Here is a 26,442-nt window from a genome sequence, read left to right as displayed (position 1 = left end):
TATCTTTATGAGTGTGTTCCCCGCGCATGCGGGGATGATCCCATATGAAAGAGAGAAAAGAAAATGGTAAATCAGTGTTCCCCGCGCATGCGGGGATGATCCCACCGGCTTGAGGGTGACGGGGATGTCGCCGTAGTGTTCCCCGCGCATGCGGGGATGATCCCCGCCGTGCGCCGGTCGCGGTCTGGTCTTGTCGGTGTTCCCCGCGCATGCGGGGATGATCCCGTGCCAAGCTGCGAGTCGAGCGCCTTGTTCACGTGTTCCCCGCGCATGCGGGGATGATCCCATGACGCTCAACGCGCCGGCGGCAAGCATCAAGTGTTCCCCGCGCATGCGGGGATGATCCCGCCCTCGCCCTCGATTATGACAGCTTCGACGAGTGTTCCCCGCGCATGCGGGGATGATCCCGCCCGAACACCCAGGAGTGCAGCCGGTCATTAGTGTTCCCCGCGCATGCGGGGATGATCCCAGTTCTATTCCTTCCTTGGTTGGCAATTCTTTGTGTTCCCCGCGCATGCGGGGATGATCCCCTAACGCGGCAATCCCGCTACCTTCTGATTGGGTGTTCCCCGCGCATGCGGGGATGATCCCGGGCGGTCTCTCAGATGGAGACCGACATCATGGTGTTCCCCGCGCATGCGGGGATGATCCCTCTCGTAGGTAAGTTGGTTCAATTTCACCTGCGTGTTCCCCGCGCATGCGGGGATGATCCCACGCTTGCCGCCGACGATAGTCTGCAAGCGTGGTGTTCCCCGCGCATGCGGGGATGATCCCCGGCTGAATGATAATCTCACGTCTTTTTATCAGTGTTCCCCGCGCATGCGGGGATGATCCCGCTCACGCGGACTACATCCACATGATTTTCGGGTGTTCCCCGCGCATGCGGGGATGATCCCCGCCTTGCCGAAAGACTTCGCGCCACCATAGGGTGTTCCCCGCGCATGCGGGGATGATCCTGTCAGCATGACGTGCATCCAGTATTTGCGCCCGTGTTCCCCGCGCATGCGGGGATGATCCCAACGACAACGTTGCGCACGTGGTCGGCTCTTAGTGTTCCCCGCGCATGCGGGGATGATCCCCGCCACAAGTACTTGATGGCATTACCTGTGCAGTGTTCCCCGCGCATGCGGGGATGATCCCGCCGAAGAATAGTCTGAATGGTGGTGGCAAGAGTGTTCCCCGCGCATGCGGGGATGATCCCATGATCCGATGACGGGTTACACGGTGTCGTGGGTGTTCCCCGCGCATGCGGGGATGATCCCGGCTGATGGATGGCAATGTTGGTTTGCGTCGGGTGTTCCCCGCGCATGCGGGGATGATCCCGCGATGCGTCGTGTGTTGCGGGGCACGCGGGCGGGTGTTCCCCGCGCATGCGGGGATGATCCCCGGGAAGGATAGGAAGGACGCGATAGACCGATGTGTTCCCCGCGCATGCGGGGATGATCCCGAATACGCCACGGTCCAGCTCGAGAACGCTGAGTGTTCCCCGCGCATGCGGGGATGATCCCCGCATCAACATACTTCTTGAAGTCGAATTTTCGTGTTCCCCGCGCATGCGGGGATGATCCCAGTGGCACCGATGCTAAGCGCGGTTGGGTTTTGTGTTCCCCGCGCATGCGGGGATGATCCCGATTCGTAGAATCCTTCGACCGCCGTGTCATAGTGTTCCCCGCGCATGCGGGGATGATCCCAATTCGTTGAAATCTGACAACCTGCATACCGTGTGTTCCCCGCGCATGCGGGGATGATCCTTGTTCAGTTCGTCGGTGAGATAGCTCTCGAAAGTGTTCCCCGCGCATGCGGGGATGATCCCGGGTTGGTGTTCTCGTATCCGGCTTCATACCAGTGTTCCCCGCGCATGCGGGGATGATCCCGCTGTCGAACGCCTTAGCAAGCCATTGAATTCGTGTTCCCCGCGCATGCGGGGATGATCCCCGGCGGCTCCGCCCCAGTCACGTCCAATGGCTGTGTTCCCCGCGCATGCGGGGATGATCCCGGGTCGACGCCGTTGATGCTCTGCGGGGCGGCGTGTTCCCCGCGCATGCGGGGATGATCCCAACCATGTCGTGCAGGTCTTGCGGTTGACCTGGTGTTCCCCGCGCATGCGGGGATGATCCCGGATACGGAGCGTTGGGCGGTCGGCCGCCTGTGTGTTCCCCGCGCATGCGGGGATGATCCCGTCTTGCCGTCGGACGAATACCAGCGGCACTCGTGTTCCCCGCGCATGCGGGGATGATCCCCTGGACGGCCACACGTTCACCGCGTTGCGTCTGTGTTCCCCGCGCATGCGGGGATGATCCCGCCTTCTCACCCTTGTCGGTCAGCGCGTCGAAGTGTTCCCCGCGCATGCGGGGATGATCCCTCCAAGCCGGAACCCTTGCACACACTCATAGGGTGTTCCCCGCGCATGCGGGGATGATCCCACGGGGAGCGGGCGAAAGTGTGGAAGGAGAACGTGTTCCCCGCGCATGCGGGGATGATCCCTTCTGTGCACTTCATATTTAAAATTGTAAAAAGTGTTCCCCGCGCATGCGGGGATGATCCCATGCTCATGGTCGGTGTCGGATTGAGTTCCGAGTGTTCCCCGCGCATGCGGGGATGATCCCGAGATGCGCCAAGCGGAGAACATGAACACGATGTGTTCCCCGCGCATGCGGGGATGATCCCGCAACTTTAGTGTTGATTCCACCGTCAGAGGGGTGTTCCCCGCGCATGCGGGGATGATCCCGGTGCGGATAAATGCGACCGGCGCGGCGGCGGGTGTTCCCCGCGCATGCGGGGATGATCCCGAGAGTGAGTCGTGATACTATAAACTGCGTGGGTGTTCCCCGCGCATGCGGGGATGATCCCCATATTGCTATTGCAACAATGAATACCATCCAGTGTTCCCCGCGCATGCGGGGATGATCCCAATACAGTGCAGGGTACGCGAGACGTGGCCGGGTGTTCCCCGCGCATGCGGGGATGATCCCTCCACAGAGCGTCAAAAAAACCATACACATTAGTGTTCCCCGCGCATGCGGGGATGATCCCCCCTATTATCATCCATCACCCATTACCTCCAAGTGTTCCCCGCGCATGCGGGGATGATCCCGGCATGGACCCGCCCATCGCGGAACCGAACACGTGTTCCCCGCGCATGCGGGGATGATCCCCGGCAGATTACGCTGCACGCCCCAATAAATGCGTGTTCCCCGCGCATGCGGGGATGATCCCATCGACTTCCGGGATACTATCGTGGTTTCGGAGTGTTCCCCGCGCATGCGGGGATGATCCCTTTTCCGGTTCAATTACGTCGTTTGATTGCCAGTGTTCCCCGCGCATGCGGGGATGATCCCCTGCACATCGCGTCGCGCATAAAACAGTTCCTGTGTTCCCCGCGCATGCGGGGATGATCCCCAGTGCAGGACGTCGCACAGTATCGCCTTGCCGTGTTCCCCGCGCATGCGGGGATGATCCCGACTCTACAAGGAACAGCATGACGGTCACGTTGTGTTCCCCGCGCATGCGGGGATGATCCCGAGAGATTTAAAATCGTCGACGTTCGGTCACTGTGTTCCCCGCGCATGCGGGGATGATCCCTCCCCGCCCTTCAACACCTTGCCGTAGATCGCGTGTTCCCCGCGCATGCGGGGATGATCCCGCAAGGTATCCGACGCTGTGACAAAGCTAATTGTGTTCCCCGCGCATGCGGGGATGATCCCGACATGCACAGCAACATCCCACCGGCATTTGCGTGTTCCCCGCGCATGCGGGGATGATCCCACGACCGATGCGACCGGCATCCGCGCCGATTCGTGTTCCCCGCGCATGCGGGGATGATCCCACTCCACACGCTCGCCCGCATCCAACTGCCCGGTGTTCCCCGCGCATGCGGGGATGATCCCTTTTAGTATCGGATTGTGTATCAGTTTGTTGTGTGTTCCCCGCGCGTGCGGGGATGATCCCAGAAGGCCGCACGCTACCTCCTGCGCGCCACCGTGTTCCCCGCGCATGCGGGGATGATCCGCGCGACTCGACATCGACCACATCTACCGGACGGTGTTCCCCGCGCATGCGGGGATGATCCTGTGTGAGCGCATACTCGACCGCAGTCCAAAAAGTGTTCCCCGCGCATGCGGGGATGATCCCCCGCCTGGGTGGGGTCACGCCAGACCCGCACCGTGTTCCCCGCGCATGCGGGGATGATCCCCAAAAGAGTATCTATATGTACATTGAGTAACTGTGTTCCCCGCGCATGCGGGGATGATCCCATCTGAGAGGCTGTTGAACCATGACATCAATCGTGTTCCCCGCGCATGCGGGGATGATCCCAGGCGCAGGACTGCGGGAACGAGTCGGTGAAGGTGTTCCCCGCGCATGCGGGGATGATCCCGTCTCGTCCGACGTGCGCGTATGGTGTGCCGTGTGTTCCCCGCGCATGCGGGGATGATCCCTACGAATCGGCGGGGCGAATATGCTTCACGTCGTGTTCCCCGCGCATGCGGGGATGATCCTGATCAACGTGAGTGAGCTTCAGCGACTCAGGTGTGTTCCCCGCGCATGCGGGGATGATCCCATAGCCATTGTTACCCCTCTCACTGCCATTGAGTGTTCCCCGCGCATGCGGGGATGATCCCGGGTCATACTCCGAGGAAATCGACCGCGACCAAGTGTTCCCCGCGCATGCGGGGATGATCCCTCAATCACTGGTCATGGCCTAACGAGGAACGCGTGTTTCCCGCGCATGCGGGGATGATCCCCCAACGCAAGCACCGTCCGTCAGCACCAACCAGTGTTCCCCGCGCATGCGGGGATGATCCCTTTGGGGCGTGTACGGCAAGGTCTACGCGGACGTGTTCCCCGCGCATGCGGGGATGATCCCGGACGTGATATAGCGCGACGCGATTCCGTCCTGTGTTCCCCGCGCATGCGGGGATGATCCCTGGTTGCGGTCGGCGTTCCGGTCGAGCGTATGGTGTTCCCCGCGCATGCGGGGATGATCCCGTGTACACGGTCTTGGTCAGCCCGTCGGCGCTGGGTGTTCCCCGCGCATGCGGGGATGATCCCGGGTTGTCGATCGTGGGGTACTTCGTGGAGATGTGTTCCCCGCGCATGCGGGGATGATTTCAATAACAATGCGAGTGGGTGCCCGGAAACCGTATTCTCCATGTATACGGGAATGATTACGTGATGGGCGTCGGCGTCAGTCCGACGGGCATGCTGGTGCTGGCATCGGCGGACACGGTGTTCACGAGTTAAGATGCATGTTTTCATCTTGCTGATGATGTCCAAAATTGGTTAGGATTGAGGGAAGTTCCCGCCGGTAGGTGCGACGGGAACTTTTTGCTTCCGACGTTGCGTTTTCCGGATTGGTCATGTGGAAGAAAGGACGACAATGGTCTGACTGGTTGGCAAAGGCCTTAAGAATCTGGAGAATGATATCGAGCTGAAATCGCTTCAAGAGCGTTCAAGCAAGGACGCGGCGGACGGCTACATAAAGAACACGTTGAAGAAACGGGATGCGGTTCGCGTCGTATCCGATAATTCCTCCAACACTGGCATGCCGGATGATGAATTAATAGGGTATCTCCGCAGATTGTCGGCTTTCAAACGTGTAGTGGCGTACGTCATCGGCGGGCTACTGGTGACGGTATCGCCATTTCCAGCAAGTTGGCCGATTGGTCAGGCAATGGTCTGCAACGCGTGCAAGCGAGCCGACTCCCGTGCCCACTTCGATAAGTTTGTCTGAGTGGTTGAGGACGTTCGGTTTTAAGCCGGATACATGATGCCTTGCTTGCTGGTTCGAATCCATCAGCCACCACCGTCGCGCCGCATGGCGCTGAAGATTCCGGTAAGTTTCCTTTTCCTGTGGGAAGGGGCAGAACTTATGGAGAGGGCCTACCGCGGCAGATGCATCACGACAAGATCTTGGCTGGGAGACCGGTGAAATACGTGGAATGTCTGACGTTGTCGCGTGTTTTCATGTATGTCATAGTTTGCGAAGTTAAGACATCATGGGCATAGTGTGTTAGCCTTCGGTTAATGAATCGATGCGAGTGCCATCTTCGACGTTTGAAGAACGTCTTAGTGATATTCCGATTTGAATGCGTCCGAAATATTGGAGCTGTCTGTGGAAATCTTATTGTTGGCGAGGCAAAATACACCCCGCCAAGTGCGGGGAACATTGCTCATAGTAACTGATCATGGGATCATCCCGATGAATATCGGGAACAGTGACCCATCTATTATATGGCCTCATTCGTCATGGTCTTGTCGCCATACCTCGAAATGTGGTCGATGAAGGGTATGCCAGGAAATCAATTGGTGCCGAGAGTGTTGATGGTGTCGCGTGTCACTGGTCGTTTCCGACAGTCTATGCGCATGGCTATCATTCTTTGATGTAGCGCAGAAGCTTGAAAATTACCGATCACGGTTGATTGGGGGGCGTGAATATGCAAGGTGTGAGTGCTGTAGCCGCATCGTTGTGGGCAAAAAGCGATCGAGGACAATCCGACGGAATCGCCGGGCCTCTGTGGCTCCCGCTGTATGTGCATATGACAGATTCTCTGTATACCTGCGAACATCTTTGGGATGGGTGGATGCCCCAGGGAACGAAAGACATCATCATCGCGGACTGCAATGGCGATGCACGCCTTGCTCGAAGTCTGGTGACGTTCCTCGCAGGAATCCATGACCTCGGTAAAGCGTCACCGGAGTTCCAGTCCCAGACATGGGGAAGTGGCGAAGAGGAGAACCTGATGTGGAAGTTGCGGGATACGGGACTTCCCTTCATTGGTGATTCACGGGTTCAATCCAAGGGCGAGCAGTGGCTGGGGCATCCTGTCATCGGAGATAGATTGCTGGTCGATTACCTGTCGAAATACGGTTGGAAGCTAAAAAAGGCACGTTTCTTAGGAGGAATCCTTGCAGCCCATCATGGGAAGATCCCGATTCCCCATACGCCGAGGGCGCAGACTGATGGATCGCTCAAGCAAGTCAAGAGATGGGATATCCGTTGTGGCTTCTACAACAGTAATCCCGGTAAAGCCGGGAAGTTCAACAAAGACAACGCCAAGAATAAGGCGTGGCAGTCTGTCCAATTTGAGCTGATTGATTACGTGCGGACCCTAGCACATCTTGACGATGATGACCTGAATTACTTGCGTGACCTTCATATCCATGACGAGCCGACTACACTTCTCAGCACGGAGAGCCAGTCCCTGATTACCGGCATCGTGATCATGTCGGATTGGATTGCGAGCAACACATTGTATTTCCCGCTCATTCCCGCGCGGCCATATGACTGCGACGAAGATTCGGACAGAGGGGCCGCACTGTTGTACGAATGTTCGTTCATTGAAACTTCAGAAGGATTGCGGAAGCGTGCGGACAGGGCGTGGAGGAAACTCGACTTGCCGCCATCGTGGAAAGAGAACGCGATGCCACAGACCGACGAGGAACTGTTCGCGGAGCGTTTCAGTTTCCCGGCGCATGCCCAGCCGCGACCTGTCCAAAGAATTGCAACAGACATAGCGCGCAATGTGAAAGATCCTGGTATCATGATCATCGAGGCTCCCATGGGCGAAGGGAAAACGGAGGCGGCGCTCGCGGTTGCCGAGATTTTTGCTCATAAGGCGGAGCGCGGAGGCGTCTGCGTGGCACTGCCGACCATGGCGACCACTGACGCTATGTTCGAACGAGTCAATGCTTGGGTCAACAGACTCGGACAAGACACGGAATCGTCAGCGAACGAACGCACCATGTTCCTGGCCCACGGAAAGGCTTGGCTGAACAAAACCTACGCAGAAATGATGCGAGCCAATCGTTTCCAAGACATCGGTATGGACTTGGATAATAATGCAGTCGGTACAGGAGGCGCAGCGATAAATGCTACGCAGCAGGCGGTTGTCAACGATTGGTTTTCGGGGAGGAAGAGGGGCGTACTTGCGAACTTCCTCGTCTGTACTGTCGATCAGGTGCTCATGGCGGCTTTGCGCATGAAACATGTCATGTTGCGGCAATTGGGGCTGGCGAACAAGGTTGTGATTATTGACGAATGCCATGCCTATGATGCTTACATGCAGCAGTATCTCCAGCGTGCGTTGGAATGGCTGGGCGGTTGTCATGCGCCGGTCATTTTGTTGTCTGCTACGCTGTCCGACAAGTTGAGAAATACTTTAGCGTCGGCATATCTCCGGGGAGCAGCGTGTTCCGACAGCCAGATGGATAATCTGCCGGTATTGGACAAGAACGCATACCCCGTTATTACGTATACGGATGGGTTGACGGTGCAATCGTGTACAGCCGACCCATCGGGCAGGAAGACGGCGGTTGAATGCGCTGTCATCGATGATGATGTTTCCGCAACTGTTCGGACTTTGCGGGAACGTTTGGCGGATGGCGGCTGCGCCGGAGTCATCTGTGATACTGTCGGCAGGGCACAGAACATGTATGAAGCTCTAAAAGGGGTGTTTGGCAAGGAATGCGTGACGCTGTCGCACTCTCGCTTTGTCGATTGTGACAGGATGAATAATGAGGCCGGTTTAAGGCAGAAGCTTGGGCCGAAGGCAACGAGGGCAAACGGTGAGCGCCCGGGGAAGTATATCGTCGTCGGAACCCAGGTGCTTGAGCAATCGCTTGACATTGATTTCGACGTTCTTGTCACCGACATCGCTCCTATCGATTTGGTGATGCAGCGTCTGGGTAGGGTTCATCGCCATCATCGCGGGGATGGGGAATGTGACAGGCCGGAGCGATTGCGTATCGCCCGATGCTATATCCGTGGAATCGATCGATGGGGTGAGACGGGTCCCGTTTTTCCTAAGGTGCTCACGATGGTGTATGAACAGGCAAGTCTCAAGGAAGCGCTGGAAACATTGGGGTATTACGGGGTTTCAGCGCATTCGACGGTGCATCTGCCAGATGACATTGCTCCGTTGGTAAGGAGTGCCTACGAAGATGATGATACGACTCGCATCGAGGAATTACATGTTCCTCAATCATGGCGCGAGGAGTATCTGAAGGATTGTAACGAACGGCGTAGGACGATTGGGAGCAAAGAGGCTAAGGCGCAGGGGTATCTTCTGCACGACCCTGTGATACAGAATTCCAGCGGTGAGCCGTGGGAAGATGGGGACGCTGTCCAGAAAGGCGACGCTGCGAATAACGAGGAGGAGAAAGGGCAGATGACGGTGCGTGACACTCACGATACCGTGGAGGTCCTGCTTGTTCGCCGGTGTGGTGATCATCTTGCCTTGCTGCCGTGGGTTATGGAAGGACGGGAACTTCCGACAGGAGAGGTGCCTCCTGACGATGTGTCCGTCAAACTCATTCAATGTGCCGTTAGACTTCCGCTTTCCGTCTGTTCCGATGTGGATACGCTCATCGGCGAGCTTGAGAATCGCTGTGAGGAGTATGTAAGAAACTGGCAAGACTCTGCGTGGCTCGGAGGAAGATTGCTGTTGGTGATGGATCAAGAGGGCGATGATGCATTCGGCAGCACATTGACAGGTAAGCATGTGTGGTATTCCCGAGAAACGGGGCTTAGCGTTGAAAACGGTGAAACAAAGAGAACATGATAAGTTAATAAAATAAATATCTGTGTCGTATTGATAATGTGATATTGTTATTGCCATCGAAAGGAGGTACAGATGGTTCCTCAACCACAATTCAATCTCATCGACGAAGATTGGATCGACGTGGAATATTCCGACGGCACCAAGAGAAAGGTTTCCTTACAGAAGGCATTCGAGGATGCGTCGGATATCCGACGCATCGTCCCCGAGTTTTCGCAAGGTATTATCTTGATTCTAAGATTCATGCTTGCGGTGTTGTACCGTTGCTATCAGCGTGAAGGTATCAAGCATGGGGAAACGAAACATGTCTGGGGGAAGATTTGGAAGACGGGTCACTTCGATGTATCTGTCATTGGTTCATACCTGCAACGTGTTCATGACCGTTTCTACCTGATTGGCGGTGACAAACCATTCATGCAGGAGGCGGGTCTTTCTTATCAAGGCAAAAACAGTGATGATGTCGATGACATCGGGAGGATAGTTATTGATTTGCCTGATAATGACAACAAGTTTCTTTTCTCTCTCCGTTCCAAAGGCTCCGTGGAATCCCTCTCTTGCCCCGAGGCGGCGGTATGGCTGCTCGCTATTCAGGCATACGACTGTGCAGGTATCAAAACTCCGCTTGCTGGAAGCACGACAGCGAGGAGCGGCAGGGAATATGCTCCCAAGGGCCAGATTTCGACTGGGGCGCTGGGACTCTGCGGAGGCATATATCTGGAACGAGCCAATCTCTTCGAGACACTCATGATGAATTGGGTCATGTATGTTGAGAGTGGCGAGGTACCGTTCCTTGCTCTTGTCGGCGATGCGCCGGTTTGGGAGAGGGAAGCGATCTCTTCTATGGACAGAAGGCGACTGACTGGCCCTGCGGATCTGTTCACCTTCACATCGCGTCGAGTGCGCTTGATTCCTTCCGATGATGGGAATGCCGTGACCGGCGTCGTCATCGGATACGGGGCGCAGCCGGATCCCAATGACATGGCAAGGTTCGAGACCATGACCTTGTGGAGGCTCGCAAGCAAGAAACAAGGCGAGTCCTTGGGAATTCCCGAAGGAACGCGTGTTCCGAAGACGCATGATCCGAAGAAAGCGCTGTGGCGAGGCCTGGCATCCGTCCTTCCGTTTCCGAATTCCGAGGCCTCAGGCCAAGCCCGAGCAGGTGTTCTGACGTGGGTGAACGAACTCATGATGAATGATGACGATGAGGAGGACGATGACTTTTCGGATTCCTTCCTTCCGCAAATCGTCGCAATCCATGCCCAGGGCATGACCTACGGCACCCAGAACAGTGTGTATGAAGACAGCGTTGACGAACAGCTCGACCTTAACAAGGCGTTGGTACGCAGAGACGATGTGTCCGCACTATCCGTGGTGTTGGACGTTTTAAAACGCATCGAGAACTGCGTGAATGAATTGGCTAATAGCGTCACTCGGGTACATGGACTTGCTCGCAACAAGACTACGCTCAATCGTTACGAGGCTTTCTCTGCGAGCATTCGCGCGGAAGCCTACTACGCGCTCGATGCCCTGTGCCGGAACTATCTTCGCACCATCGCGGACGACAATGCCGAGGCATTGGAAACCCAATGGCGCGACGAGGCCCATCGGCTGCTTATCAGGCTGGCGGAGCACTACTTCCAGGGCACGGGAGGATCTTGGATTGCCAAGCGTAAGGTTGGAGGCTCCGAAATCGCTGTCGGCGACCTATACGTCAAGCTTCTCGGGTATTTCGCCAACGAGGAATTTGGTCTTGGCAAGCTGACGGATTTCCAATCAACAGACGCGACAAAGGAGGACTGATATGGTTCATACCACTGGAACCTATGGCTCCGATACTGTTGCCCGTGCCGTCGCCCGCTACACGGATGCGAAGGTCGGGGAATTGCAGAGCCTGTACCTGAGCCGAGCAGGAGCCGCATACCATGACGCTCTTGCAGCTCTATCAACACTACGGAAGGACGAGATACTATCCCCTTGGATGCAGGTGGGCAACATGTTCCTTGCCGCACTTTTCGATGGGTGGGACGAGACCCAGCTCGGTGAGTTGGGCAGAGGTCCGCAGCAGGCGGTCACCGCCTTCCAGACAGCGCTGCAGTTGTATGCCATCCATCAGCGTTCCAAAGGCGAGGGAGTCCACGCATCCTGGCGCGGAACCGATGATGCCGAGGGGAAAGGTAATCGTTTCGGCGCCGCCTGCTATGAGTTGGCGGAGTTCAACAAACGCGCTCGCAGGGTCGATACCGACAATGCCGTGACGCGTCGCATGGCTGTTGTGGATTCGGTCTCCGATTTTCCCGGAATGGTTCGCGGAATCAGATCGCTTATCACTATGATGCGCGGTGCGGATCGAACTATCGTGCTGGATTACGGTTCGCTGGCATCCGATCTCTATCTGATGCAGTTCCCGGAGTCCAAGCCTAGGGTGATGCAACGCTGGGCCGGAGATTACTACCACGCCAGACGCAGTGATGAAGTTGCCCGCAAGCAGGCCAAGACCAAGAAAAATCAACCGGCCTAGTCTGCTTAATCCAGTCGGTTGAACCGACAGAATGCCTTATCAATTTCATACATCTACCTCATAAAGGAGTACATCATGTCTGTTTATGTCGATTTCCACGCCCTCCAGCCCGTTCCGCCAAGCTGCATCAACCGTGACGATACCGGTAACCCGAAAACCGCCAATTTCGGCGGTGTGCAGCGTGCTAGGGTCTCGAGCCAGGCGTGGAAGCATGCCATTCGCGATGAGTTCACTCGTGAGCTTCCCGCGCTTGATTTAGGCGTGCGCACCATGCATGTTGTTCGGCTGATTTCCGAAGCAATTATCGAAAGAGCCCCGGAATATCGTGAGGAATCCTCCGAATATGCTCGGGAGATTCTTGAAACCATCAATGAAAATAAAAACAAGAAAACGCAACCTGTGACGAAACTGGATACAGATAGTGGTGAGTATCTCACGAAGTCACTATTTTTCATTAGCGGTACCACGATAAGTGATCTTGCTGATTTGGCTGTGGCCGCATTAAGGAATGGGCAAAGCATTGCAGACATGAAAAAGAGCGTCAAGAAGGATGTTCAAAAGGCCTTCCAAGGTAAACAAGCGGTTGATGTCGCATTGTTCGGGCGAATGCTCGCTGACGCACCTTCTCTCAACCAAGACGCATCATGCCAAGTAGCACATGCCATTTCGGTGGATGAATTGACGCCGGAATACGATTACTTCACCGCGATGGACGACAAGGCGGCAGAAGATAATGCAGGTGCTGCCATGATTGAAACGAATGCTTTCAACTCCAGCACCTTCTACCGCTTTGCAACGGTCAATGCGTCAGCACTCGAGCAGCAGCTGACTGCTGAGGGGACCGATGCGGCTGAGTCCACGGCGGTCGCCATTGCAGCTTTCGCCAAGGCTTTTCTCGAGTCGATGCCGACGGGAAAGATCAATTCCTACGCGAACCAGACATTGCCCAGCACTGTGCTCGTCACCGTCCGCAGCACCCGACCAGTCAACCTTGTCACCGCCTTCCAACTACCCGTGAGGAGTGATGGGACAGAATCCGTCGCTCACATCGCTGCACAGAAGCTCCTCGACGAGAACGGTAAGTTCAACAGCGTCTATGGTGACCAGCCGCTCCACATGTATCTCATGACCATCGAAGACGGCCTGAAAGACACCGACGATATGCAGACCGTGACTCTGCAGGGACTTCAGGACGCCCTCAAGACGGATGTTCCACAGGCACTAAGCCAGGAGTGAGCCATGAGCGTTCTGTTGTTGCAATTGGCTGGGCCGCTCCAGGCCTGGGGGGAATCGTCACGATTCAACTCCAGATACACGAGGCAGGAGCCTACGAAAAGCGGTGTCATCGGGATGCTTGCATGTGCTCAGGGAAGAAAGCGGGACGATGACATTACCGATCTGCTGAAGCTTGAATTCGGCGTGCGAGCTGATCAGCGCGGAAGCCTCGTTTGTGACTACCAGACAGAGCATGCAACTATGTACCAGCAGAATACGCGAAGCAAGGGTGAGTTGCCGGAGATGCCTGTCACCTACCGTTATTACATCTCTGATGCGTTGTTCGTCGTGGCTCTGTCGGCACAAGACCGGGGAGTGCTCGAGATCCTTGAGCATGCGCTCGACAATCCTGTATGGCCGTTGTTCCTCGGACGGCGTTCCTGTCCTCCGGCCGGGCGTGTTGTCATAGGCATTCGGAATGACTATGACAATGTGAAGGATGCCTTGACCCGTGAGCCTTGGCATGCTCAGCCTTGGTACAAGAGCCGCATGTGCCGGCGCAACCATCTCGAGAAGTCCAAAGGCATCCAACTTGAAATGGTCAGGGATGCCGAAGGCGAGGAAGCGCAGTACTTCCAACAGGATGTTCCGATCACTTTCAATCCCGTCCACCGCCGCTATTCGGTGCGAGGGGTCGTGCACAGCCTAGTCACCGTGCCATACGACGAGACAACGCCGATCTCGAATAATGAGGATTCGGTGCCATTGTTCTCCTCGCCGGATGGGTACGACCCTATGAGTTTCTAGGAGTATAGGTATGTATATTTCAAGGATTGCGCTCAATCCCGCGCGTTTGGAGGCCAAGAAGCTCCTTGCTTCCCCGGCTTGCATGCACTCGGCCGTTGAGCATGCGTTCCCTCCCAGCTCGCCGAGGAACGATTCTGAGGGAAGGATTCTGTGGCGTGTCGACATACTGAAGGAGTCCCATCAGATCTGGCTGTACGTGGTCAGCCCTGACAAACCCGATTTCTCTCATGTGGTCGAGCAGGCTGGCTGGCCGCTCCACCCAGAATGGGAGACGCGCGATTACCAGCCGTTGCTGGGGCGAATCGCCTTAGGCCAGCATTGGGCGTTTAGACTTCGTGCGAATCCCGTGCGCAAGGTGAAGAATGATTTGGGCAGGAGTGAAAATCCCGCTGTGATTGGGAAAATCATGGGGGAGGTGACTGCTGCCCAACAACTGAAATGGTTGTCGGACCGCGCGGAGCAGTACGGCTTCTCCATCGATGGGTCCGGGGATGATTTGCAATGCCAGGTCAAGAACCGCCGGAAGGAACGTTTCCGTCATGGCAATGGCACTGTGACGTTGAGCACGGCACAGTTCGACGGCAACTTGACCGTCACAAATGCGGATTTGTTCCGGAAAGCACTCACTCACGGAATTGGCAGAGCCAAGGGATTCGGGTGTGGTCTTTTAACGGTCGCTCCGATTCACGTCGGGTCAGCCGCGAAGGGCACATCGGAATGATGGCTGATTGCGTGTAATGATGCCGAGCTGCTTATCGTGTAGCTCGGCATCGTATCTCTCGAAGGAGTTGCAATGGTTGAGGAGAAGCCGACATCAGAGGAGCAGGAACATGTGGGAAAGCAATTATCGGGGAATATGGAGACTTCTCGGATGACATCCTTGAGCTCTTCCACGACAAGTTCCGCTGTTTCTCCTTCTGATGCTTCGTTGCCGAAACAACGAAAAGACAAGAAGAATGGTATTCCTGGTAGTCCGCCACCAGATGTCGATGAACTTGCGCGAGCTGAAGATCGTCTGTCATTCGCATATTTCGAGCATTGCACAGTAGGGCGCAAAGACAATGCTGTGACGATGACAGATGAGAACGGTGTCATCCATATTCCAGCTGCGACTCTCAGCGTCTTGATGCTCGGACCGGGTTCACGTGTCACTCACCAGGCAATGACGGTGCTGAGCTCCAACGGTGTGACTGTGCTCTGGGTCGGGGAACGTGGAATTCGCATGTATGCATGTGGACGTCCACTGACACATTCGTCTGCGCTACTGCAGAAACAAGCGGCGCTCGTCTCGAATACGAGGAGCAGACTCAGGGTCGCACGAATGATGTACCAGATGCGATTCCCAGGGGAAGATGTTTCTGCACTTACCATGCAACAACTGCGAGGCCGTGAGGGCGCCAGAATCAGAAAAGTCTATCGTACGTTGTCTCACGAGACAGGAGTCAAGTGGGATCAACGAACATACGACCATAACGATTTTGATGCAGGCAATGACATAAATAAAGCATTGTCGGCAGCCAATACTTGTCTGTACGGTGTCGCGCATGCGGTCATTGTTGCTTTGGGTTGTTCGCCTGGTCTTGGATTTGTCCATGTCGGTCATGAACGATCATTCGTTTACGATATTGCTGACTTGTATAAAGCTGAAATATCGATACCGGTCGCATTCCGCACTGTTGCAGAAGGTAGTGAGGATATCGGCGCGGATACTCGGCGGAATATGCGAGACGCATTATACGATGGTTCATTATTGCCACGAATTGTTCATGACATCAAATATCTACTGGGAGATAGGCTAACAGACTCCTCAGATGCTGATGCTGAAACGCAAGATCATGTCGGACTTTGGGATGACAAACTCGGTGAAGTGCGAGCTGGCTTTTCGTATGGTAAAGAAGTCGATGATGCAGATGAAATCGACGATGAGTTCGGTGCACCAAATATTTAAGTTTCTGCTAGTCGCACCGATATGAAGACAACGGGAGATCGTGATGATAGTGGTTGTGCTTACTGCCTGTCCGGTCGGACTGCGTGGTGATTTGACACGATGGCTGTTGGAAATCGCTCCTGACGTGTTTGTCGGGCATGTTTCGGCGAGGGTACGAGAAAAGCTTTGGGCGCGGATTGAAGGGCAGATGCGCACGGGAAAAGCAATCATGGTGTATTCGGCAAGAAACGAGCAGCATCTAGCGTTCCGAGTGCATAATGCAGAGTGGATTCCCAAAGACTGCGAGGGACTCGAACTGATGGTTAGGCCAGCTCGTAGCAATACGGAAACCGTAGATTCGACAGGCATGAGAGATGCATCTCAGAAAAACGAAGGTGATGGACATCAGACGAGTGAACATGCGAGTATGCCTCATGGCTGGAGCAATGCCAGTAAATATCGCAAAGCAAAAAGCATGATGAAAAGACGGCGGGCAGGTGGCCAATAGAATCGTGTTTCTTCTTATTTCCGGCTTGTTGCTTGTGCATGACACCGTTATTGTCTGGCTCCGATATCCTCGATAACTCAGCACACGGGCAGACTCACTTCCACCGCACCACACACCCCGCTTCAACCCTCCAACTGCAGTAGTCCAAGATTGCCCGCTCCTGCCGAGATAGCCCCGCAACCACATCATCCGGCACCAACATATGCTGTCCATCGCCGAGCGGCTGTGCATTCTCCCAAGGCGGTTCTATGCTGCTGTCAGCCCGATTAAGCCCATCAGCGGATTCAGTACCAGCAGAACCAGAGCCGGCGGCATGAGCCGGAAGAATCCCCATGCCGCTGACCACCATGCCGGCTGGCAGATCTGTGACGTCAACGAAACCCGTGACCGCACGCAGTCTCGGATTGAATACACGCCATCCGGCACGTGTGCAACGGTACAGTCCGTTCTCTTCCACAAGGTCTCCAGACCACAGCAATACGTTCATGGCATCCGTGACAGAGGTTCTATGCATGATTGTTGTCGTTCCATGCATATACCGCTCGACACCTGCCAGCCAATGTTCGGTGCGCTCTCGGGCATGGCTCGGTGTCACCCCATACGTTCCGCCGTATCCATCATCGATGCACGCCGCTTGGATTTGGAACCGAAGGCTGGATTGCAGCGTTCTCATCCAACGCGATTGCTCATCCTCATGGGGGAGCGGAACAATCCCCAGATCATCGGCGATAGCCCTCAATACATCAACGGACATGACATCAACGGACATGGTGATGACCATCCAGCGACACTAGCAAAGCTTGAACCGTATCGACAGATCCGAGCCTTCCGCAAAGCGCCTGTGCGTGCTGAGCATCCTGTGCCGCATTCGTCCGAACGGCCAATTGATACTGCAACCAATCGTGTGCGCCGCCAAGCCCTTTGGTCGTGGCACGCAATGAAGCGAGATGCGCGAGCGATTTCAAAGGAACGGCATCAGCAAGCATGTCGACAAGATTGTCCAGTTCACTGATGACTTGCGCGGAATTTGGCGGCTTGACAGGTGAGACTTCTGTACAATGTTGCAAGGGATGAGGCTCTGCAGGCAGCACAACCAGATGTTCTGAAGGAACAAGCAACATGCTCTCCCACACTTCCGGGGCGATTAACGAGAGATTTGCATATGCGCCTACGGGGAAGATAAGGGTCTTCTTGATATCTTGTCTTGCCAGCGAAAACAGTAGCGCCTCGCCCACGGTATCCAAGACCCCATCAAGCACAATAATCGAGGAAGGACACTGCTTGATCGCAGCACAAGTACTGAAGTCGAATCGACATGCTCCTGACTCGCATCGATCCGGTATGCAGGCATGCCGCTGATTGCGAACGACCAAGCATTTGCGACTTGCATGGCGATATTTGAATCCACGGCGAACAACGAGGTCACAGCGCGGCAGCGTGCGAGCAATGTTGCGAACGGTTGCAACGAGACCTCCTTCTGCATGGATCTCACGCCGAGCATCTCCAGATTGTAAGCGAGCGCATCGGGGAGAGGGCGCTGGATGTCAGTCGTTTCAATAACTTGCATCGCGGGGGTCGACTGAAGATTCGTTGGCTGCGACTGGGGTTGTGCGACGGCGCTGACCACCGTTTTCAATCCAAGTCGCAGCGCCGCATCCTGCGACAGACGTTCCAGTGTCTGCTCGGATTGTTCCTTCAGCTGCTGTGTTTCCTGTTGGATGGACTGGAGTTGTTCTCTCGCATGATTCACTTGCTGACGGTATTGTGCTTGCCGCTGTTCGAGGGATGCGAGCGCCGCTTCCTTGTTTGCGATTGCTGATTTCACATCATGCAGCCGCTGTTCTTGCTCTGCGAGCGTCAAAGCGATGTGGTCTTTCTTGCCTTGCTCGTATTTGGCGTACCTCTCGTCGAGCTCCGTGTAAATGTATTTCCGGCAAGCGCTTGCGAACGAGGGGTCGTTCTTAAGAATTTCCCCGATGAGGTGCTGTGGAACATCGTCAGCGTCGATGATCCGCGCGAGTTGTCGCTTGAACGTGTCAAGTTCTGCGGCATCCGGTTCGGTGCCGAGGAACTCTGCCAACGGCTCCGGCGCGTGGAAAGCTGCGGACACCAATGACTCCGCATCGTTGAGCAGCCCGGTTCCGCGCGATTGCTCACGTTCGAAATACCACGAGATATATCTCGACGCGTAATCCTCAAGCGTGCGGACCGCCACCTTGTCGTGTGATTTCGGCAGTGATGCCAGTCCGACCAGATAGCGCCTGCCTCGCAGTGAATACTCGTCATCGTTTGGTATCTGTTGGATATCGTGATAGTAGACGGTGTATATCGGTGCCGTGAGCGGAGTGTTGTCGCATATGCGAAGCGTCGAGCCGACCTGTTGTAGCTGCGATTTGAGGAACAACGCCGCGTCCACCGAATCGGCATCACGATGATGGAATGCGATGAGCGTTCTTGGAGCGAGATTTCCCACGTGTGGTATTCCTCGGTGCGACAAGTCGTTGCGGAGCTGTTCCGGACCATTGTCGTGAACATAGTCGATGATCTCGATGATCTGTGGGGCATCGCCACCTGGGGTGGAGAAGGTGTCGTCGATACGCGGTCGGTTGGGTTCGTCGAGATTCTCACGCCACGTCAGATATATGAAATCGATGTCATGATGTTCGGCCAGATATTTGAACAGTTTTGGACTGTACAACGTGTCAGGATCATCGGCTGCCCGGTGTGATGAGTGACGGTCGGAAGGGCGATATACCCATTGCAGAGAGCGGTTGCCGTGGTCATTGTGGTAGTCGAAAAGCCGTGTAACCTGCTCTGGAGCTTCAGCATGTTTCCGGGAAACCATACAGATGGAGCCATGAATATCTCCTCCGGTTTCATAGTGTCTGCTCATCGATGCTGTGCTCCTCTCAGGTATGCCGCGGCGCTTGTGTACTGTTGTGCTATCAGTTCGTGTCGATTGTTGGTGACTCGGCAGATGGCGATGATCTTGCCTCGGGAATTCTTCGGTACCGGCGGGATTTCGTCGTCTGTGCCTGTTGAAGGTTCCTGAGTCTGGTCATGCTCGATATCCTCTGACGTATAGGGGGATTGTGCGAGCCGGAGACCTAATGCGGGGGCGAAATCGTCAATGACGGAGCACCAGTGGTGCAAAGGGCCGGGACGGAAGAACACACAATGACCGACCGTCTCATGCTCGAACGATACGGTATTGTCAGCTTGGGAGTCGAATCCGATCAGCGTGATATCGCGGAAATCCTGACCGATACGTAACACGTTGGCATGGCTGGCATCAGGGGTTGCCGAGACTTGATAGGGAGACGAATACATGGGGATTGAATACCGGAAGAGCGGCTCATCCGCCCCGGACGATTGTAGAATCGGCGGCCAAAGGCATTGCGCTTTGCGTTCGTATGCTGCAAGCTCGTAGCCGAAGGAGTCCAGCCAATCCGAGACGGTCGCCCATTCGCGTCCGTGGGCGGTGAAAGCGATGCGGTACACGGTGAGTGCGCCATGTGATGAGGGAATGGTCCCGGCGTAACCGGTGTCCACTCCTGTCGGAGGATTCAGCGGGTAGGTCGTCGGTGTGACTACGAAATACGCGCGTTCGGGATGCAGACTGCTGCCTGGGGCGAGCCGATGGCCGCCGTCCGTTCCGAACGAATCGTCGAATATTAGGAGCTTCGCATCGTCGATATTGCCGACACTGGCAACATCATCGTTTGAGAGACTGACCAGTGTCGTGAATGAGAGCGAAGGATTCTCGAGACGGACCTTGAACGATCTGTGTCGGGAAAAATCACTGAGCGGGTAAGGCTTACCCTCGATTTCGATATGCTCGTTCGAGGTTCTCGCCAAACGGGACGGGTCATATCTGATACCGATCTCAATGACGAAACTGCTCGCGGATTTCCGTAGGAACAGCGGAAGCGGGGAAATCCGGTCGGCATGAAAGTCTGTAATTGCGTCAACGCCATCGTAGAACGGGCAGTGACGGGCGCGCTCGTCATTCTTATGATGACGGGAATGAGGCTTCATGTTGCGGATGTCACGTTGGTATGAACGGCGGGCGACGATGTTGCGCATGGCAAAAGCATCTACGGGCCTTGAGCAGTATGGGCAGACGAAATGGATGGTGTCCGGAACCGAGCCATGGAATTGATTCGCAATATCTTCCGCGGATACGAAGCAGGGTTCCGCTGATTGCAGAAGCCGTATTGCGCCATCCATGCCGCAGGCCCTTCTTTCTTCTTGCGGACTCTTAGCAGATAGTAACACGATGCCGGTCGTGCGTTCTTACAGCCGCACCACCGCATGCTGGTATGTCAGTCGGTGACATGAATATGACGGGAAGGGCAAGAATCCACAATGGCGTAAGACCCGGCAAAAACGTGCCAATCCCGCGAAACATCTCGAATTGTTACTAGCATCATGGATATGAATCCTTCAGATAAATTCTGTTTCATGCCTGGGGATTTGGTCCGGCTGTCACCCGAGAAGGAAGCGGAGGTGAATCGTCGTACCGGGTATGTCCCATGGAGTGACGCAAAGCAGAAATGGGTGAGTGACGAGAAAATTCGCCGGTATAAAGCCGGCGAGGATTTCAACGGAGCCGATATCGCAGCTGAATATGATCGGCTCCACAATGCCGGCAGCATCTGATCGGATGATGTTCCCCCATGCTGGTTGCGCCGGCGTAGAGGCCAAGGTCGTTGGCCGTCATTCTGGTCTGTCCGTGCCGGGTGATGACGGTATCTCGCCTATCTGTAGTACCTCGCGAAACGCATCTCCACTATCTGTGTTCATGTATGCCCTATCCCGTGAGTATGGCTCGCAGAATATCAACGGTCATACTCGCGGTATCGCCGGTCGGCGAACCCTGATAAAACGAGATAGGCTCCGGCAGGTACTACGGATATCGCCGATGCTCGCAAATCAGCGTGCAACATCCCAATATCGCAATGCGACGTTTCATTGCGTGCCGTGTCTGTCGCGTCTTGGCGTGGTTTCCATCATGCTGTGGTTTGGCGGTGTTCAGTTCGCTGGCGGTTTCCGCGCCTGATCCTTGGGGATTACCGGCGTGTACGCCGTGTGTCGGGGGTTGCGCTTGCAGTGTGTTCTGGTTTTTCATCGTGCATGGCATTGGTTGTGCACCGACACGCTACGCTATGGGAAACCACTTTGTTTCATCTTTCGACGTGCCGAGGATGCGCTTGAGTTTTCTCGCTTGCTCAGTGGCGTTGTCTGCCGTTCGGCAAGTGGTGGTTCAGGATGGACATGTTGACCGTTCTGGTGGCAGATCGATGGTCGCCCGGCTTGCCTGTATTGCTCATTGTTCCTGATACGTTATCGCGTCATGTCTCGTTACATATGCGGTGGCATGCCAGGGTGCGTATGTCGTCGCGTGCGCCGGTTTCATGCAAACCGCAGCGTCTCCCGGCGACAGGATTTGTGAGGATTGGCTCACAAACCGGCGGTCGTGACAGTCTGGAATCGGCGTGTCGTCCTGTCCGACGGTCATCGTGTGAGGATTGGCTCACACAACGGGGGTTGAGTCTGCTCGGGACGCTGGTTTCGGTGTGTCCGGGTGCCATTGTGTGAGGATTGGCTCACACAACGCCGTCGCACCGTCACGTCGTCATGCCGTCACGTTGCCACGCTCACGCTCGTCGTCCCAAGCTCCAAGCCTGACCACCCCGCTCTAATGCCGAGGGGCCTGTTGCATGAGTCAATCCTCACGCAACAGGCCTCTCGGATTGGACAACCGGGCGGGAGCTATCGGAACGAATCATCCCGCCTTGCCGTGCGGTCCGTCCGTTCACACGGCCGCTGCCACAGCAGTGACCGCAACCGCTACTTCGCCGGTTCCAGCGCCTTGTCATACGCCAGCGCAATCGCAAGCACATACACGGCGCCAACCGCCACGACGATAATCGAGCCGACCTGTCCGATTGCGTCAGCGGCGGCACCCATGATCGGCGGGAAGATCGCGCCGCCGATCAGGCCCATCATCATCAGGCCGGACACCTCGTTCTGGCGGGACGGCAGGGTGTTGAGCGCATGCGACAGGCACAGCGAGAACACGTTCGCGTTGCCGAAACCAATCAGCGCGACCGCCAGATAGAACAGCCACTGCGGCGGGTTCGATGAAATCGTGGTGAACACGGCGAAGCATACGACAGCCAGCACCATGATCGTACCGCAGATGCGCAACGCGGTCTTGTTGTCCATCTTCTGCAGCACGATGCCGCCCAATCCCGTGCCGATGGTACGGAACGCGAAGTATACGGAGGTCGCTCCCGCCGCGGTGGCGAGTGGTACGGCGGTGTGTTCCATCAGGATGCGCGGCGCCTGCGCGTTGATGCCGACATCGATACCCACGTGCGCGATGATTCCGAGGAAGCACAGCAACACAATCGGGTTGCCGAGCAGTTTGAAGCAGCTGGCGACACTGGTTTGCCCCGCGTCGGGTGCGGGTTCGTCGATCTTGTCCAGCGCCAGGGCGATGCCGACGATCACGCCGATGACCAGGTAGATGACGTACAGCGCCCACCATGCGCCGAGTTTGGATGCGCCCCAGCCGGCGATGAGCGGTGCGAAGAACGAGGCGAACGCTTTGACGAACTGCCCGGTGGTGAGGGTGGAGGCGAGTTTGTCGCCGTTGACGAACACGGTGAGCAGCGGGTTGAGCGACACCTGCATGAGTGTGTTGCCGATGCCCAGTAGTGAGAACGAGATGATCATGAGCACCAGTCGTGGCGTGCCGGCGGCGCCCGTGTAGGCGATAACCGGCAGCAGCATGGCCACGGCGGTGACGACCAGTGAAATGAGCACCGTCTTGCGGCGGCCGATTTTGTTCATCAGCACGCCGGTGGGGACGGAGAAGATCAGGAACCAGAAAAACACCATGGAGGTGAACAGGTTCGCTTGGGAGTCGGACAGGTTGAATTCCGGCTTGACATAATTCGTGGCGGTGCCGACAAGGTCGACGAAGCCCATGACGAAGAATGCGGCCATCACAGGGATAAGTGCCCTGACATTGGTGCTCTTCGCCGTTGCTGTTGTGTTGCTCATGATTTCCCCTTTTTGATGCAACGCGACCGGTAACGGTTATGTGGTTTGGAGTGATGGAAGATATGGAATGCATGCACCCCAGTCGATACCAGTGATGAACGGATATGGGCTGGGGTGCGGGGCCGCATGGTTGTCATGCATAGTTGCTACGCGTGGCTGTTATGCGGTCGTGAAGAGGAGCATGTCGTCAGAGGTCTGGCGGGTCACATGCCTGCTTCGGCGAGATAATCCGGAATCTGCGCCGGATACTCAGGCCAAGCGCCATCGTTGGTGCATACGAAGGCGGCGGTGTTCACGGCCGCACGATGGGCTTCCTCGAGGCTTGCGCCGGTGAGGATCTTCGCCGCGAACGTGCCGGAGAAGGAGTCGCCAGCGCCGACGGTGTCCGCGACCTCGACATGCGGGGTGGACAGCGTGGAGCTGTCGCCGGTCTTGGAAATGATCGTGCTGAAGGTCGATCCGCCGGTCAGGATGATGTAATCCAAACCGTACTGGGTAAGGAACCAACGGCAGGCCTCATCATCGGAAGTGCCGCGAATGCCAAACATGTCACGCAGCAGCAGGAGCTCCGCATCGTTGAGCTTGAACACGGTCGCATAGCCGAGCAGCTCCTCGATCAGTTCCTTGGAGTAGTGGTCGCCGCGGATGTTGATGTCGAAGAACTTCATGGCACCAGGCTTCGTGTGCTTGAGCAGTTCGACGATTGTGTCATGCGATTCGGGGGAGCGCAGGCCGAGCGTGCCGAAGCACACGCAGTCGGCCTTCTCCACCTGTTCGATCAGTTCACGGGTGTACAGGATATGGTCCCATGCCACGCCGCGGACGATCGTGTACTCAGGGATGCCGTTCTTCAGCGCGACATCAACGGTGCCGGTCGGCCAGGCGTTGCGCTGGATGATCGCGTTGATGCCGGCGTCCTTGGTGACCTTGGCCAGCTCATCGCCGAGCTCATCCTCGCCGACAGCGCTGATGGCGTAGCCGTCCGCGCCATTGTGCATGGCGTGGTAGATGAAGTTGACCGGGGCGCCGCCTGCGCGCTTGCCGCTGGGGAGCATATCCCACAGGAGTTCGCCGAGGGAGAGGACGATTGGCTTTGCCATGATGGTTCCTTTCAATAGATGGTTGGTGGGTTGTTGTTCTGTTTTCCGTTTGGGAAATCTGGACAGGTGATGGTTATGGTCGGACTGTGGTTGGGTCATGTGATGGCGAAGAATCTTGAGGGATGGTCAAGGAACTGCGTCACCGCGACCGCGGCTGCACCGGATACGGCGGCATCCGCGGAAAGTTTGGTCAGGCTGATGTCGGTCGCCTGGTTGAGTTCGGGGATAACCCGTTCGTCGACGACTTCGCGTGCGGCGTCCAACAGGGGCTGTCCGCCTTCGGCGACGATATCGCCGAGAACAATGCGTTCGGGGTTGAACGCATTGAAAATCGTGACGCAACCGTAGCCGACGTACCGTCCGATTTCGCGTACGAGTGTTTGGGCGGCCGTATCTCCTTGTGATGCCTGCTCGAAGAGCGCGTGACATGCCTGCTTGTGGGTCATCTGGTCAGCTCTGGCAATGATGCCGGTTTCGATGAGCTTGTCGTGGATGGCGACCGCCGAGCAGTAGCGTTCGAGGCATCCGCGGTTGCCGCAATCGCATGGCAGTCCGTTGACGTCGATGCTCACGTGGCCGATTTCGGTGGCGGCGCCTTGCGCTCCGTTGATGAGCCGACCGTCGTCGATGACGCCGAGACCGATGCCTTCGCCCAGCAGATAGTAGGCGAGGTTGCGGCAGCTGCTGCTTGCCGGGTCGAACAGGTGTTGGGCGAGCACGCCGGCGCGGGCATCCTGCTCGACGAACACCGGTACGCGGAACGCGTTGGAGAACTCGTCAAGGAAGTTGAAGGTACGCCACCCTTGCATGGAGGAGACGACGGCGGTTCTGCCTTCGTGGCGCAGGTATGGTCCGGGGACTGCCATGCCGATGGCGACGATTGAGGGGTCGTCGGCGAGCAGGGTGTTGATGGTTGCGTGGATGGTGCGGATGGTGTCGGGAATCGTGTCGTTTTTGACGGTCGGCAGGTCGGTGAGCGCGAGCATGGAGCCTTTGAGGTCGAACATGCCGATTTCGACGAGGCTGCGTGCGAACTTGACGCCGATGATGTGGAACTGCTGGGGATTGAGTTCCAAGCCGATGGACCGGCGGTTCTTGCGCCCCTCGATGCCGCCCACTTCGTGGATGATGCCGGCGTCGATCAGCCGGGCGGTGATTTTCGTAATCGCCGCTGCGGACAGGCCGAGTGTCTGGGCGATGCTGGCGCGTGAGCTGATGCCATGAGCGTACAGGTAATGCAACACGTGCGAGCGGTTGGCTTCCGATAGTGTGGACTGCAAGCTTTGGCTGGCGTTCTGGCTGTTCATGGCACCTCCTTGCGCTCCTTGACCTTGCCTTGCGGCGAGGTGTTCGTCATCGAATCTGAACTTGATTAAAAGTTTAACTCAGTTAACATAAATCGGCAAGCGGGTCTGTCGGCGTGTCGCACAGGATTCTGGACTCACGCAGGTTGGGGCGTGTGCGGGGCCGCCGGTGTGTGAGCCAATCCTCACACGGTGGCGGTCGGTCGGGCCCGACCGACATTCGTGCCGCCGCCTGACCCTCAGTGTGTGAGCGGATTCTCACACAGTGACGGCCAGGCCAGCTGAATCGCCACCACGGGACGGTCGCGACCGCCGGTGTGCGAGGATTGGCTCACACACTGAAGGTCAGGCGCCGTCGCGTCATCGCGTCATTACGCCACCACCCAGCCACAGTCCCACAACGCGGTGTTCACTGTTGGCGTTTGCGGCAAT

General features: G+C 56.5%; 15 protein-coding genes and 1 CRISPR repeat array (1 of these 16 cut by a window edge). Of the genes, 9 read left to right on the top strand and 6 right to left on the bottom strand.

From position 1 onward, the window contains the following. A CRISPR array of direct repeats spans nucleotides 1-5,110; the repeat unit is 29 nt; unit sequence GTGTTCCCCGCGCATGCGGGGATGATCCC; it reaches 4,379 nt to the left of the window's first position. 1,324 nt (nucleotides 5,111-6,434) lie between these two features. The 8 genes from BBOU_RS02975 (at nucleotide 6,435) to cas2e (ending at nucleotide 16,532) form a co-directional block, all read left to right on the top strand. Next, complete coding sequence (locus BBOU_RS02975) at nucleotides 6,435-9,560, top strand: CRISPR-associated helicase/endonuclease Cas3 (RefSeq protein ID WP_081815477.1); 3,126 nt, start codon at nucleotides 6,435-6,437, stop codon at nucleotides 9,558-9,560. A 72-nt stretch (nucleotides 9,561-9,632) separates the two neighbouring features. Then, nucleotides 9,633-11,357 (top strand): type I-E CRISPR-associated protein Cse1/CasA, encoded by a 1,725-nt coding sequence (casA, locus tag BBOU_RS02970; RefSeq protein ID WP_026502704.1) that lies wholly within the window; start codon nucleotides 9,633-9,635, stop codon nucleotides 11,355-11,357. A 1-nt stretch (nucleotide 11,358) separates the two neighbouring features. Then, the gene (gene casB / locus BBOU_RS02965; protein WP_033489894.1) at nucleotides 11,359-12,075 is read left to right on the top strand and encodes a type I-E CRISPR-associated protein Cse2/CasB; all 717 of its coding nucleotides are present in this window, start codon (nucleotides 11,359-11,361) and stop codon (nucleotides 12,073-12,075) included. Between the two features lie 75 nt (nucleotides 12,076-12,150). Continuing rightward, nucleotides 12,151-13,311 carry a type I-E CRISPR-associated protein Cas7/Cse4/CasC gene (gene cas7e, locus BBOU_RS02960; RefSeq protein ID WP_026502702.1) on the top strand — a complete coding sequence of 387 codons (1,161 nt, stop codon included), beginning with the start codon at nucleotides 12,151-12,153 and terminating at the stop codon, nucleotides 13,309-13,311. Nucleotides 13,312-13,314: 3 nt separating this feature from the next. Beyond that, nucleotides 13,315-14,097 (top strand): type I-E CRISPR-associated protein Cas5/CasD, encoded by a 783-nt coding sequence (gene cas5e / locus BBOU_RS02955; protein WP_026502701.1) that lies wholly within the window; start codon nucleotides 13,315-13,317, stop codon nucleotides 14,095-14,097. Nucleotides 14,098-14,107: 10 nt separating this feature from the next. After that, nucleotides 14,108-14,818, top strand: coding sequence for a type I-E CRISPR-associated protein Cas6/Cse3/CasE (cas6e, locus tag BBOU_RS02950; protein ID WP_026502700.1), 711 nt, complete (start codon nucleotides 14,108-14,110; stop codon nucleotides 14,816-14,818). Between the two features lie 72 nt (nucleotides 14,819-14,890). Beyond that, a complete protein-coding gene (gene cas1e, locus BBOU_RS09035) occupies nucleotides 14,891-16,045 on the top strand; it encodes a type I-E CRISPR-associated endonuclease Cas1e (protein WP_238551973.1) in 1,155 nt (384 codons plus the stop codon). A 43-nt stretch (nucleotides 16,046-16,088) separates the two neighbouring features. Further along, nucleotides 16,089-16,532, top strand: a complete 444-nt coding sequence (gene cas2e, locus BBOU_RS09030) for a type I-E CRISPR-associated endoribonuclease Cas2e (RefSeq protein WP_081815476.1) — start codon at nucleotides 16,089-16,091, stop codon at nucleotides 16,530-16,532. 758 nt (nucleotides 16,533-17,290) lie between these two features. Here cas2e and BBOU_RS02935 read toward each other — a convergent pair. The 3 genes from BBOU_RS02935 to BBOU_RS02925 all read right to left on the bottom strand — a co-directional run bounded on the left by BBOU_RS02935 (nucleotide 17,291) and on the right by BBOU_RS02925 (nucleotide 20,618). Beyond that, a complete protein-coding gene (locus BBOU_RS02935; protein ID WP_026502697.1) occupies nucleotides 17,291-17,653 on the bottom strand; it encodes a hypothetical protein in 363 nt (120 codons plus the stop codon). Nucleotides 17,654-17,700: 47 nt separating this feature from the next. Beyond that, a complete protein-coding gene (locus BBOU_RS02930; RefSeq protein WP_156098063.1) occupies nucleotides 17,701-19,230 on the bottom strand; it encodes a hypothetical protein in 1,530 nt (509 codons plus the stop codon). A 191-nt stretch (nucleotides 19,231-19,421) separates the two neighbouring features. Continuing rightward, nucleotides 19,422-20,618, bottom strand: coding sequence for a hypothetical protein (locus tag BBOU_RS02925; protein WP_152595561.1), 1,197 nt, complete (start codon nucleotides 20,616-20,618; stop codon nucleotides 19,422-19,424). A 351-nt stretch (nucleotides 20,619-20,969) separates the two neighbouring features. On the opposite strand from BBOU_RS02925, the gene BBOU_RS02920 reads away from it, so the two are divergent. After that, on the top strand, nucleotides 20,970-21,194 hold the full coding sequence (locus BBOU_RS02920; RefSeq protein WP_152595562.1) for a hypothetical protein: 225 nt from the start codon (nucleotides 20,970-20,972) through the stop codon (nucleotides 21,192-21,194). A gap of 1,191 nt (nucleotides 21,195-22,385) precedes the next feature. Here the strand turns inward: BBOU_RS02920 and BBOU_RS02915 are convergent. The 3 genes from BBOU_RS02915 to BBOU_RS02905 form a co-directional block, all read right to left on the bottom strand. Beyond that, the gene (locus BBOU_RS02915) at nucleotides 22,386-23,606 is read right to left on the bottom strand and encodes an MFS transporter (RefSeq protein ID WP_026502693.1); all 1,221 of its coding nucleotides are present in this window, start codon (nucleotides 23,604-23,606) and stop codon (nucleotides 22,386-22,388) included. Between the two features lie 203 nt (nucleotides 23,607-23,809). Beyond that, the gene (locus tag BBOU_RS02910; protein ID WP_026502692.1) at nucleotides 23,810-24,706 is read right to left on the bottom strand and encodes a carbohydrate kinase family protein; all 897 of its coding nucleotides are present in this window, start codon (nucleotides 24,704-24,706) and stop codon (nucleotides 23,810-23,812) included. A 95-nt stretch (nucleotides 24,707-24,801) separates the two neighbouring features. Continuing rightward, the gene (locus BBOU_RS02905; protein WP_026502691.1) at nucleotides 24,802-26,013 is read right to left on the bottom strand and encodes an ROK family transcriptional regulator; all 1,212 of its coding nucleotides are present in this window, start codon (nucleotides 26,011-26,013) and stop codon (nucleotides 24,802-24,804) included. Nucleotides 26,014-26,442: the final 429 nt, after the last annotated feature.

Source organism: Bifidobacterium boum, from assembly GCF_000741535.1.
GTDB classification, from domain to species: Bacteria; Actinomycetota; Actinomycetes; order Actinomycetales; family Bifidobacteriaceae; genus Bifidobacterium; species Bifidobacterium boum.
Note: the sequence above shows the minus strand (reverse complement) of the source record. Positions and strands in the feature narration are given on the sequence as shown.